The following is an 11947-nucleotide window of genomic DNA, read 5'->3' on the forward strand; positions in this document are numbered from 1 at the left end:
GATCAGGTCGATGATGATCGTGCGCGCACCCATCCGGTGGTGATCAGGTACAGCGCCGCGGCGTAGGTGGTCATCACCAGGACGCCGTGGGCGGGCGGCCGCAATCCCGCCGCGCCGAGCCCGATCAGCAGGTCGGAGACGAGGAAGAGCAGACCACCGGCGGCGACCCGCCGGGAGACTCCGGCCGCTGCCGCCGCCATCATGGTCAGCGCGAGGCTGTAGATCAGCACGGGTACGGCCAGAGCACCCAGCCGAGACCAGAGCAGCAGGTTGGCCGGCACCCACAACAGGCCGTAGGGCACCGCGTACTTCGCGCGCAGTGGCCGGAACGCCGCGACGAAGCAGAGTTGCGCGACGAGGAAGAACCCCATCCCGATCAGGAACGCGACCTGCCCCGGCACGAGTAGCGCGACGTCCCCGGCGGTGGCGAACCCGAGCGCCACGGTGACGAGGTCGCGCCGCCCGCGCGTCAGCATGTAGAGGATCAGTAGCGGCCCGAGCAGCGGTTTGGTCATCCACTGGACGGCTGTCCAGTCGGCGGCCACGGCGACGATCTCGATCGCCGCGATCGCGAGATACAGGCGCAGGATCATGCGGTCGGCTGCCAGCCGGGCGGCCCGAACAGGTAGCCGGCCCGGTGCCGCCACGAACGCGCGCCCCGCAGGTCCCGCCAGATCGCCGCGTATTCGTGTGTCGCCACCTTGAGCGGGTTGTACGTCTGGATGTTGCTGGTCAGGCCGTACCGGACCGTCTCGCCCTCGGGTTCGAAGCTGCGGAACAGCCGGTCCCAGATGATCAGGATGCCGCCGTAGTTGCGGTCCAGGTACGGGTCGTTGGAGCCGTGGTGCACCCGGTGATGCGACGGTGTGTTGAAGAACCACTCGATCGGCCGCCACATCCGGTCGACCCGCTCGGTGTGCAGGAAGAACTGGTAGGCGAGGCTGATCGACTGCTGCAGGAAGATCATCCAGGGCGGGAAGCCGAGGGCGGCGAGCCCGAGCCAGAACGGCAGTGCGGTCATCGGGGTCCAGCTCTGCCGCAGCGCCGTCGACAGGTTGAAGAACTGGCTGGAGTGGTGCACCACGTGCCCGGCCCACAGCACCCGCACCTCGTGGTGCAGCCGGTGGAACCAGTAGTAGGCCAGGTCGTCGACGAAGAACAGCAGCACCCACACCCACCAGTCGTGTGGGTCGAGCTTGACCGGGCTGATCACGTAGAGCCCGGCGAACGCGACGGCGGTGAACAGTTTCCACGGCACGCCGATGATCTGGCTGCCCAGGCCCATGGACAGGCTGGTGGCGGTGTCGCGGGCCTCGTAGCCGCGTTCCTCGTCGTCCGGCAGGAACCGGAACGACAGGAATTCCATGACGATGAGCAGGAGGAACGCGGGGACCGCGTAGAGGACGGCGGGGATCATCGGCGGTCGGCCCTCCTGCTGGAGGCGGTGGAGTCGGACGCGGGCACCGACGGGGTGAGCAGCGCCCGGGCCGCCCGCTCGGCGCCGGTGGCGTCGCCGTCGGCGATCAGCGTGGCGAGGCGGCGGTGCAGGGCGACGTCGAGCAGCTCGGCGGCCCGCAGGTGCGGCGGGACGTGCCCGACGGCCAGGTCACCGGCGGTGAGGCTGTTGTACGCCAGCAGGTACGCGATGTTGCCGGAGCCCTCGATGATGCGCCGCCACACGGCCAGGTCGGCCACGCCCATCGCGGTGAGGTCGGGCACCACGGCGGCGTAATCCTCGACGGCGGCGGCGACCGCGGCCCGCGCCTGCGCATCCGCGCGCAGGGCGCAGAGCCGGGCCGCGTCGGCACCGATGCCGGCCCGCATCTCCATCACGTCGCGGGCCAGCGTCGGCACCGGCAGCACGTCGCCGGTCTGGGTGAGCGCCATGGCCAGGTCGAGGCCGGCGGTGGCCCGCCAGTCCTGCACCCGGGTGGCGCCGCCCTGGCTGACCCGGACCAGGCCGAGCTGCTGGAGGCGGCGTAGCGCCTCCCGGACGGCGTGCCGGTTGACTCCGAACGCGGCGGCCAGGTCACGCTCGCCGGGCAGGGCGTCGCCGGCTGCGTAACGGCCGCTGAGAACGGCGTCACGCAGCCGGCCGAACACCTGATCGGAGACGGACTGCCGGTCGAGTGGTGCGAACGTCATGGCGGCAGTGTGCCCGCCATCACGTCAACCCGTCAACTGGTTGGACCAGTCACCTGCTGTAGGGCGCGACTGTCACCCGGTCGATGACCGGCGCGTACTTCGAGCGGAGCAGCACGTCCGGCCAGGTCTGCGAGGCGTACGTGAGCCCGTCGAAGTTCGGCAGTTCCGCCGACGAGAAAGCGAGGGAGTTCATCCCGCGCTTCAGCGTCACCGGCACGGTCAGCTCCCAGAGGTTGTTGTCGTGGAAGCTGTGCGGGAACAGCACCCGCTTGACCGGCCCGCCGTTGATCGTCAGGTCGGCGTGCCTGGTCAGCGGGTCCGGGTTGTAGTGGGTGGCGACCGCCTGCTCCGGGTTCGAGTAGCGGATCCGTAGCGCGTACGTCCCGGCCCTGTCGGCCTTGACCGCGAAGGTCAGGGTGCTCGCCCCGGTCACCCCGGTGACCGCCGCCCCGCCGCCGGCCAGAGATTTCGCGGTGACCGTGGCGGTGCCGGCGAGAGTCGCGGCTTCGGCCTCGTAGGCGACCGACGGCAGCGACCCGGCACGGACCGTGAGCCGGTCGATCTTCGCGTTCGGGGAAGCCCCGGTGACGACGACCTTGTTGACGCCGCCGGACAGTGACACCGTCGCCTTGCGGTCGCCGACCACGATCCCGTTGACCGTCAGCTTGACGTCACGGCTGCCGACGGCCTCCACGATCGCCGCCGCGTCGGCCTTGGAGTAGACCCAGAACGTGGCGCTGCCACGGCGGCCCAACTCGGCGTGGCCGTCGGAGACCCGTGCCCGGTGCAGAGAAGCGAGCTCGGCCTCGTAGACCGCGGTGGCCGCGGCCGGGTTCGGCAGGGCCAGGGTGATCCGGTCGACGATCGCGTCGCCCTTCGTGACGCGCACACCGTCCAGGCTCTTGGCCGCGAGCGAGATCGTGTGCGTGCCCTTGGTCAGCGCGACCGTGGTGTCGGCGTGGTCCCAGACCACCCACTTGTAGCCGAGCGGCAGGTGGACCTCCTGCTCGGCGCCGCCGTCGACGCGCAGGAACACGTTCGTCGGCCCCTGCTCCTGCACCAGGTTGTAGGTGTTCAGCGAGTTGGCGAAGACGCTCAGGTCGTAGGTGCCGTCGGCGGGCACGTCGACGGTGAAGTCGAGGACGCCGTCACTGCCGGTGCGCAGGCCGCCGACGTTGAAGCCGCCCGAGGTGTAGAACTTCGACACGTCCGACGGCGAGCCCTCCGGCCCGTTGCGGCTGTAGCCGCCACCGGTGTACTTCGCGTCCTCGGCCTCGAACGAGCCCTGCCACAGCGTCGGCGTCTTCCCGGCGGCACTCTTGCTGCCGGGACCGAGCACGATCTCGTACGCCGACGACTCGATCAGCCTGTCGAACTCCACGGCGACCGAACCGTCGACGACCTTGAAGTCACGTTCGGCGAGCAGCCGGGGCTGGGCCGAGTCGCCGACCTGCCCGGTCCACGGGATCTCCCGGATCCACGCGTGCACGTTCTTCCCGAAGCTCTTCGGCACGTTGTCGAACCTGATGTACCCGGCACTGGTCGCGCCGCCGAAGATGGCCCGCGCCTGCTTCTTCGCCTTGTCCAGGCTGGCCACGCCCTGCAGCGAGTAGTTGCGGCCCGGGTACGGCGGGGTGACCCGCACGGTGTCGCCGGTCATGCCGCCGTACGCGTTGTACAGCCACCACTGCCCGTTGCCGCGGTTGGCCTGCACCGCCGAGTCGGACAGGTTGCCGTCGATGTTCCAGTACGCGATGTCGGCGTCGACCTTCGACTCCTCGATCGCCGAGATCCACTGGATCATCTGCCCCGGCACGCTGGTGTGGTAGTTGAAGGCGTACTCGTTGATGTTGATCGGCAGTTCCCGGCCGATGATCGTCTTCTCCCACTCGCGGTACTTCGCGACGCTGTCCCGGACCGCCTCGGGGTGGCTCAGCTCGTGCCAGGTGATCACGTCGGGCACGGTTCCGGCCGCGACGGTGTGCGTGAGGAAGCCCTTGACCTGGTCGAACAGGATGCTGGTGTTCGGACCGGCGATCCGCGCGGCGGGCATCCTGCCCTTGATCAGGGCGTAGACGTCGTCCCAGGCTTGGAAGTAGTCGTCCGGGTCGCTGAGCCAGCTGACCCCGTTGTAGCTCCATTCGCCGGTGCCGAACATGTTGCCCTCGGGCTCGTTGAACGGCACGAAGACGACGTTGTCCTGATATTCGGGCGCCAGCGTGAGCACCTGGTCGACCTGCTTGGCGATCTTCTCCTTGAAGAGGCTCAGTTTCTCCGCAGGCGTGCTGCCCGGCCACTGGTAGGGGAACCCGCGGTGGATGTCGGTCATGTAGATGTAGGTGTCGCCGCCGGTGCTGTCGGCCAGCGGTTTCACCACTTCGAGGGCGTCGGCGCCGGGATGCTGCGGGCCGTCCTGCGCCTTGGTCGAGACGGTACGCAGGCGCATGCCCTCGATCAGGTTGTTGGTCGGCACGCCGTCGCCGTAGAGACCGTAGAGGGTTCCGGAGGCGCCGCCGTGGAACGGGCCGGTCGAGTCGGCCAGGTCGATGACCAGTTCACCCTCGCGGATCACGGTCACGGTCGCCGTCACCGCCCGGCCGGCCGCGGTCCCGGCGACGGTGAACGTGCCGCGCTGGGCGTACCGGGCGGGGTCGACCGGCGCCCAGGAGATCGGGACGCTCCGGTCGTACCCATCGGTGAAGGTGCCGTTGACCGTGGCCGGCAGGGCCGGCGCCGTGCCGATCGTGGTGCGCACGTCGAACGCGGTCTCGGCGATGCCGGTGACGGACGGCGGGGTGACGCCGGATTCGGTGACGACCTGATCGGCGGTCAGCGCGGTGCCGTAGAGGCGGAACGAGTCGATCGCGCCGTCGAAGAGCGGGTCCGGGTAGAACGACTTGCCGACGAAACCCGCCGACGTGGTCCCGGCGTCCAGCAGGTCGGCGGCGGTCAGGGTGGTCGTCGTCGCGGCGACCGCCACCCCGTCGAGGTACGTGGTGAGCCGCCCTCCGCCGAGGGTGACCGTGAGCGACTTCCACGCGTTGGCGGGCAGCGCCGCCGAGCCGGTGACCTGCGATTCGGCACCGCCGCCGCCCTTGGTGATGGCGGTGCGCAGCCGCCCGTCACCGTTGTAGGGCGTGCTGAACAGGTAGCGGCCGTTGTCCTTGCCGAGCGCGTAGATCCACTGCCAGGGCGCGGTCGTCCCGTCCCACTTCACGCGGGTGGCGACGGTCAGTTCGGTGCGGCCTTCGAGGGCTTTGCGGGGGATGGTGACGTAGGCGCCGTTCGAGGTGGGCGCGCCGCCGGGCAGGGTCAGGGCGCCGTCGGCGAAGACCGCGGTGCCGGGGTTGACCAGCGTGCCGTCCAGGCCGTTGCCGGAACTGTCGGTGATCGTCGGGCCGGCGCTGTCGAACTCGTAGGCCAGCACCGGGGCGGGCAGATCGGCCGCGGCGAGCACGGGTGTCGCGGGCGTCGCGGCGAGTATCACGGCGAGGACGGGGACTTTCCAGGCTCTCATGCATCGCTCCGTAGCGTGATGTGAGCGTTAACAAGCGAACGCGGGCAAGCGATTGCGTTCTGTCAACGTGGGATTTCGCCCAGGTTACGAACCGCAGATACGCCAGTCAATGCCTCCGCAGGAAAACGTTTGCCTAGAGTCGCCGGCTGGCTCTCACCGCTGCCTTCCGGTGCGGCGCCGGTGCGGGCCGGCCGGGCTCAGACCGCCGTCGAGGAGCGGGGGATCAGGCGGCCCGGGCGGGCGTGCCGGCCGTGCGCCGGAGTGCCGTTGATCGCCGCGAGCAACATCTCCGCCGCCGACCGGCCGATCCCCTCCAGATCCATGTCGATGCTGGTCAGGGCCGGTTGGCAGCCCTCCACCATGACGTCCCAGTTGTCGAAACCGACCAGCGCCACGTCCCGCGGGATCTGCTTGCCGGCCTTGCTGAGCGCCTCGGCGAGACCCCGGGCGATCTGGTCGCTGCCGCAGAACACCGCGTCCACGTCGGCGCCGGTGTTCAGCAGGATCCCGGCGGCCTGGCGGCCCCAGGCCTCGCTCCACTCGCCGTACAGCGTCGGGACGGCCGGCCGGAAACCCTCGCCGGCCAGCGCCTCCTCGGCGGCCCGGGCCCGGACGCTGGCCGAGTGATGGTGCTCCGGGCCGGTGACGTGCGCGATCCGGCGGCGGCCGACGGCGAGCAGGTGGCGGATCGCGCGGCGGGCACCGTCGGCCTCGTCCGGCACGACCGAACAGTCCTGCGGGTCGGTCGAGCTGATGAACGCGTAGACCACCGGGACCGGCAGGCCGACCCCGATCGGCGCGCGGGCGTCGGTGCGGCGTCCGGTCACTATGATCCCGTCGACCTTGCGGCTGAGCAGCGTACGCAGGTAGTACTGCTCGCGGATCGGGTCATCGCGGGCGTCGCACAGGAAGATCGACATCTGGCCGGCGCCGAGCGCGTCCTCGGCGCCGATGAGCAGCGGGATGCTGAACCGGCCGATGCTGTCGGTGGTGATCATCCCGACCGTGTAGGTGCGGCCGGTCTGCAGGCTCCGGGCGGCCGCGTTGGCGACGAAGCCGAGCTGCTCAGCGGCCTGTTGCACGCGTAGCCGAGTCTCCGGCCGCAGCGCGCCCCGGCCGTTGAGCGCTTTCGACGCCGTGCCTGTGGAGACCCCCGCGAGCGCCGCCACCTGGCTGATGGTGACCGCGCGATCCATGGTGCTCAGCGTTTCCTCCCCAGTTTCCGGCACCGTTTCCGGCACCCTCGTCATGTGACCGTAACTTGCTCTTGACATGCGAGCAAGACGCTACCTAGCGTCTAGGCAATCGATTTCCTAGCGTTCCTGAATATGGACCGCCACCCCTCCCGCCATCCTCCTCCACGTGCAAGGGGATCCGATATGACCACTACCCGGGGACGTCTGCGTGCGGCAGCGGCTCTCGCCATCTCCGTCTGCCTGCTGGCCGGCTGCTCGAAGGGCTCCGAGCCCGGCGACACCGGTACCGGCGCGGCCGGCGGCGACTACACGATCTGGGACCCGTACCCGCAGTTCGACGACGGTTCGGACTGGGTGAAGCTGCTGACCAAGTGCGGCACCGACGCCGGGGTGACGGTCAAGCGCACCGGCTACGACACCACCGACCTGACCAACAAGGCGCTGCTCGCCGCCCAGCAGGGCAACTCGCCGGACGTGCTGATCGTCGACAACCCGGTGGTCTCCACCCTGGCCGACGCCGGGGTGCTCACCACCACCGACGAGCTGAAGGTGGACACCGCCGCGGTCGAGCCGAACCTGCTGGCGGCCGGGCAGATCGGCGGCAAGACCTACGGCATCCCGATCGGCGCCAACACGCTCGCGCTCTACTACAACAAGAAGGTCCTGGACGCGGCGAAGGTCGACCCGGCGGCGATCAAGGACTGGGCGTCGCTGACCGACGCGCTGAAGAAGGTCAAGGCGACCGGCAAGAAGGGCATCACCTTCTCGGCGATCGGTACCGAGGAGGGCTCGTTCCAGTTCCTGCCGTGGTTCTGGGGCTCCGGGGCGAACCTGACCCAGCTCGACTCGGCGCAGGGCGTCGCCTCCCTCGAGCTGTGGAACGGCTGGCTCAAGGACGGACTGGCGCCGAACTCGGTGCTCAACAACACCCAGACCACCAGCTGGCAGGAGTTCGCCGCCGGTGACTTCGCGTTCAGCGAGAACGGCACCTGGCAGCTGGCGAACGCGAAGAAGACCGGCTTCGAGTACGGCATCATCCCGATCCCGTCGCAGGCCGGCGGCACCGCACCGGCCCCGACCGGCGGTGAGTTCGTGACCGCCCCGGTCCAGACCGAGACCGCCCGCTACGCCGTCACCGAGAAGCTGATCGCCTGCCTGAGCAGCAGCGACAACGCGCTCACCACGGACACCACGCTGTCCTACATCGCCGCCACCGAGGCGGTGCAGCAGAAGCAGGTCGCCGCCAACCCGGAGCTGACGGTCTGGGTGCAGGCGGTCAAGGCGGCCAAGGGCCGGACCAGTGACGACCTGGGCACCAAGTACCCGAAGATCTCGCAGCCGATGTGGACCGCGTTCCAGGCCGCGCTCAGCGGGTCGGCGTCCCCGGCCGACGCACTGAAGACGGCGCAGACCACGGCCGCCGCGGCCACCAAGTGACGAGTCACGCGTCGACCCTCGTCCGGACCCGGGAATCCGCCCGGGTCCGGCGGGGCCGGGGGCACTGGACGGCGTGGGCGTTCCTCGCGCCGATCGTGATCTACCTGCTCGCGTTCTACGCCTACCCGCTCTACCGCAACCTGGACCTGAGCCTGCGCCACTACACGGTCCGCTCGTTCGTGCAGGGCAACGCCCCGTTCTCCGGGCTCGACAACTACCGCGAGGTGTTCGCCGATCCGGCGTTCGGGCCGGCGCTACTGCACACGTTGACGTTCACGGTCGTCAGCATCGCGTTCCAGTTCGCGATCGGGCTGGCCCTGGCCGTGTTCTTCGCGCAGAACTTCAAACTGTCCGCCACGCTGCGGGCGTTGTTCCTGGTGCCGTGGCTGCTGCCGCTGATCGTCAGCGCGTCGACGTGGTCGTGGATGCTCAACAGCGACTCCGGGATCGTCAACTTCGCCCTGAAGAGCGTCGGGCTCGACCCGGTCAACTGGCTGACCTCGCCGGACTGGGCGCTGACCAGCGTGATCATCGCGAACATCTGGATCGGCATCCCGTTCAACCTGGTCGTGCTCTACAGCGGACTGCAGGCGATCCCGGCCGAGGTGTACGAGGCCGCCTCGATCGACGGCGCCACCGGCTGGCAACGCTTCTGGCGGATCACCTTCCCGCTGCTGCGACCGGTCTCGGCGATCACGCTGCTGCTCGGACTGGTCTACACGCTCAAGGTGTTCGACCTGATCTGGATCATGACGAAGGGCGGCCCGGCGGACGCCTCGATCACCTTCGCCACCTGGTCGTACCGGTTCAGCTTCGGCAGCCTGCTGCCCGAGTTCGGCCCCGGCGCCGCGGTCGGCAACCTGCTGATCGTGATGGCGCTCGTCTTCGGCCTGCTCTACATCCGCTTCCAGAGGAGGCAGGCATGAGGTACGCCAAGACCGCGCTCGGCCTGTTCTTCACGGCGGTCATGCTGTTCCCGGTCTACTGGATGATCAACGTGTCGTTCACCAGGGACACCGACATGCGGGCCGACCCACCGCACCTGTTCCCGGTCAACGGCACGCTGGAGGGTTACCGCGCGGTCATCGATCAGCAGCTGCCGTACCTCGGCACGTCGTTGATCGTGGGTCTCGGCACGGTGATCCTGACCCTGGTGCTCTCCGCGCCGGCCGGATTCGCCCTGGCGAAGCTGCGCCCGAAGGGCGGCGGCGCGCTCGGTTTCGTGCTGCTGATCGCCCAGATGATCCCCGGAATCATCATGGCGATGGGGTTCTACGCCATCTACCTGCGACTCGGTGTCCTCAACACGGTCGGTGGCCTGATCCTGGCCGACTCGACGATCGCGGTGCCGTTCGGTGTGCTGATCTTCACGGCGTTCATGTCCGGCATCCCCGACGAGCTGATCAACGCCGCGATGATCGACGGCGCGACCAGGTGGCGGACCTTCGTCTCGGTGATCCTGCCGGTGTCGCGCAACGCGATCGTCACGGTCAGCCTGTTCGCGTTCCTGTGGGCGTGGTCGGACTTCGTCTTCGCGACGACGCTCGACGGCGGCGGCGACGCCCAGCCGATCACCCTCGGCATCTACCACTACATCGGCAACAACAACCAGCAGTGGAACGCGATCATGGCGACCGCCGTGATCGCGTCGATTCCCGCGACGCTGCTGCTCATCCTGGCCCAGCGTTACGTGGCCGCCGGTGTGACCGCCGGCGCCGTCAAGGACTAGAGGAACACCATGAGCTCTGATCTCCACGGCCCCGTCGCGCCCACCCCGCAGGCGCTCGGCACCCTGTGGCCGCTGCCCGCCAACCGGGTGCGGCTGGCACCGGACGGCCTGCTCGGCGGCTGGCAGGCCCGCAACGCCGAGGCCACCCTGCCGCACTGTGTCGCCCGGCTCGACACCTACGGCAACCTGGGCAATCTGCGCCGCGTCACCGGTGACGGCGAGCCCGCGTTCAAGGGTTTCTGGTTCGCCGACACCGACGTGCACAAGACGCTCGAAGCGGCGTTCTGGTCGGGTGCCGCACCGGAGTTCGCCGCCGAGGCGGCCGCCCTGCTGGAGAAGGCCCAGGACCCGGACGGCTACCTGGACTCCTACTACCAGGACCCGGACAAGCGCGACAGGCAGTGGAACGAGCTGCACTTCAGCCACGAGATGTACACCGCCGGCCATCTGATCCAGGCCGCGGTCGCGGCCGCGCGTTCCGCGCCCGGAGATGCGGTGGCCCAGCAGGTCGTCTCGGTCGCGCGCCGTTTCGCCGATCTTCTGGTGCAGCGGTACGGCGAATCGCCGGAGACCGACGGCCATCCGGAGGTGGAGACGGCGCTCGCCGAGCTGTACCGGGTCACCGGACACCGCCCGTACCTCGATCTCGCCGCCCGGCTGCTGGACAACCGTGGCCACGGGGTGATCGGCCCCGGCCGGTTCGGTCCCGCCTACTTCCAGGACCATCAGCCGCTGCGCGAGGCGACCGAGGTGACCGGCCACGTGGTGCGCCAGCTCTATCTGCTGGCCGGTGCGGTCGACGTGGCGGTGGAGACCCGCGACGAGGCGCTGCTCGCGAAGACCGAACAGCTGTGGGACTCGGCGCTGGACAGCCGTACCTACCTGACCGGCGGCCAGGGGTCACGGCACCGCGACGAGGCCTACGGCGACGCCTACGAACTGCCGCCGGACCGCGCCTACGCCGAGACGTGCGCCGCCATCGCCAGTTTCCAGCTCGCCTGGCGGCTGCTGCTGGCCACCGGCAAGGTCAAGTACGCCGACGAGATGGAACGGGTACTGCACAACGCGATCGCGGCCAGCACCGCCGTCGACGGGACGGCGTTCTTCTACTCCACCCCGCTGCAGCGGCGCACCGGCCACGACAGCGGCGACGAGAACGCGCCGGGCCACCGCCTCGACTGGTACGACTGCGCCTGCTGCCCGCCGAACCTGGCCCGGCTGATGGCGTCGCTGCACACGTACGCCGCCACCGGTGACGACAGCGGCCTCCAGCTGCACCTCTACGGTTCCGGTGCGTTCTTCTCAGGTGAGCGGGGCGTGCGGGTGGAGACCCGCTACCCGTGGGACGAGCAGGTCACCGTCACGATCGCCGACACCGGGGCCGAGCCGTGGACGCTGTCGTTGCGGGTGCCGGCCTGGTGCACCGACGTGCGGCTGACCGTCGACGGCACCCCGGCCCCGGCCCGCGCGCAGGACGGCTACCTGCGCCTGAACCGGATCTGGCACACCGGCGACGAGGTCGTGCTCACCCTCGCCATGCCGGCCCGCCTGGTCGCCGGACATCCGCGGGTGGACGCCGTCCGCGGGGCCGCCGCCCTGGTCCGCGGCCCGATCGTGTACTGCCTGGAACACGCCGACATGCCCGCCGACGGCACCCTCTTCGAGGACTACGAGCTCGACGCCCGGTCCCCGGCGGCGGTCGCCTTCCACAGCACCGGGCTCGCCCCGGTCACCCTCCAGGTCCGGGTCCGCGCCCGGGCCGCGGAGAACACCCCGCTCTACCGTGACCTGCGGTGGGACGGCGGCTCGGCGGCGGCCCTGACGGTCACCGCCATCCCCTACTTCCTGTGGGCCAACCGGGAACCCGGGCCCATGCGGGTCTGGATCCCGCTCGCCGCACAGGAGGACTAAGAATCCCCTATC

At 69.7% G+C, this 11947-nt stretch carries 9 protein-coding genes; 4 read left to right on the plus strand and 5 right to left on the minus strand.

The genetic code is table 11. The annotated features are described in order from the left end of the window. Positions 1-2 precede the first annotated feature (2 nt). The 5 genes from Q0Z83_RS54515 to Q0Z83_RS54535 all read right to left on the minus strand — a co-directional run bounded on the left by Q0Z83_RS54515 (position 3) and on the right by Q0Z83_RS54535 (position 6858). Positions 3-593, minus strand: a complete 591-nt coding sequence (locus Q0Z83_RS54515; protein ID WP_317791431.1) for a lysoplasmalogenase — start codon at positions 591-593, stop codon at positions 3-5. Continuing rightward, positions 590-1417, minus strand: a complete 828-nt coding sequence (locus Q0Z83_RS54520) for a sterol desaturase family protein (protein WP_317791432.1) — start codon at positions 1415-1417, stop codon at positions 590-592. The genes Q0Z83_RS54515 and Q0Z83_RS54520 overlap by 4 nt, the downstream gene beginning before the upstream one ends. Continuing rightward, a complete protein-coding gene (locus Q0Z83_RS54525) occupies positions 1414-2145 on the minus strand; it encodes a FadR/GntR family transcriptional regulator (protein ID WP_317791433.1) in 732 nt (243 codons plus the stop codon). Before Q0Z83_RS54525 ends, Q0Z83_RS54520 begins: the two co-directional genes overlap by 4 nt. A gap of 49 nt (positions 2146-2194) precedes the next feature. Further along, entirely contained in the window at positions 2195-5662 is a 3468-nt protein-coding gene (locus Q0Z83_RS54530) for a LamG-like jellyroll fold domain-containing protein (protein ID WP_317791434.1), read from the minus strand. Positions 5663-5859: 197 nt separating this feature from the next. Continuing rightward, positions 5860-6858 (minus strand): LacI family DNA-binding transcriptional regulator, encoded by a 999-nt coding sequence (locus Q0Z83_RS54535; protein WP_317791435.1) that lies wholly within the window; start codon positions 6856-6858, stop codon positions 5860-5862. Positions 6859-7041: 183 nt separating this feature from the next. On the opposite strand from Q0Z83_RS54535, the gene Q0Z83_RS54540 reads away from it, so the two are divergent. From Q0Z83_RS54540 to Q0Z83_RS54555, 4 genes are read left to right on the plus strand one after another with little or no spacing between them, the layout of a single operon-like run. Beyond that, positions 7042-8295: a sugar ABC transporter substrate-binding protein gene (locus Q0Z83_RS54540; RefSeq protein ID WP_317791436.1), complete on the plus strand. Its 1254-nt coding sequence runs from the start codon at positions 7042-7044 to the stop codon at positions 8293-8295. After that, positions 8292-9221, plus strand: a complete 930-nt coding sequence (locus tag Q0Z83_RS54545) for a carbohydrate ABC transporter permease (RefSeq protein WP_378078339.1) — start codon at positions 8292-8294, stop codon at positions 9219-9221. Before Q0Z83_RS54540 ends, Q0Z83_RS54545 begins: the two co-directional genes overlap by 4 nt. Beyond that, complete coding sequence (locus tag Q0Z83_RS54550) at positions 9218-10024, plus strand: carbohydrate ABC transporter permease (RefSeq protein WP_317791437.1); 807 nt, start codon at positions 9218-9220, stop codon at positions 10022-10024. The genes Q0Z83_RS54545 and Q0Z83_RS54550 overlap by 4 nt, the downstream gene beginning before the upstream one ends. 9 nt (positions 10025-10033) lie before the next feature. After that, positions 10034-11935, plus strand: a complete 1902-nt coding sequence (locus Q0Z83_RS54555) for a glycoside hydrolase family 127 protein (protein WP_317791438.1) — start codon at positions 10034-10036, stop codon at positions 11933-11935. The last annotated feature ends 12 nt before the right edge of the window (positions 11936-11947 follow it).

Source organism: Actinoplanes sichuanensis (assembly GCF_033097365.1).
GTDB lineage: Bacteria > Actinomycetota > Actinomycetes > Mycobacteriales > Micromonosporaceae > Actinoplanes > Actinoplanes sichuanensis.

Bases quoted from the DNA above. Each gene is read 5' to 3' on its own strand.
- Q0Z83_RS54515 (WP_317791431.1), bottom strand. From the start codon at position 593: ATGATCCTGCGCCTGTATCTCGCGATCGCGGCGATCGAGATCGTCGCC.
- Q0Z83_RS54540 (WP_317791436.1), top strand. From the start codon at position 7,042: ATGACCACTACCCGGGGACGTCTGCGTGCGGCAGCGGCTCTCGCCATC.
- Q0Z83_RS54555 (WP_317791438.1), top strand. From the start codon at position 10,034: ATGAGCTCTGATCTCCACGGCCCCGTCGCGCCCACCCCGCAGGCGCTC.
- Q0Z83_RS54520 (WP_317791432.1), bottom strand. From the start codon at position 1,417: ATGATCCCCGCCGTCCTCTACGCGGTCCCCGCGTTCCTCCTGCTCATC.
- Q0Z83_RS54535 (WP_317791435.1), bottom strand. From the start codon at position 6,858: ATGGATCGCGCGGTCACCATCAGCCAGGTGGCGGCGCTCGCGGGGGTC.
- Q0Z83_RS54550 (WP_317791437.1), top strand. From the start codon at position 9,218: ATGAGGTACGCCAAGACCGCGCTCGGCCTGTTCTTCACGGCGGTCATG.
- Q0Z83_RS54525 (WP_317791433.1), bottom strand. From the start codon at position 2,145: ATGACGTTCGCACCACTCGACCGGCAGTCCGTCTCCGATCAGGTGTTC.
- Q0Z83_RS54530 (WP_317791434.1), bottom strand. From the start codon at position 5,662: ATGAGAGCCTGGAAAGTCCCCGTCCTCGCCGTGATACTCGCCGCGACG.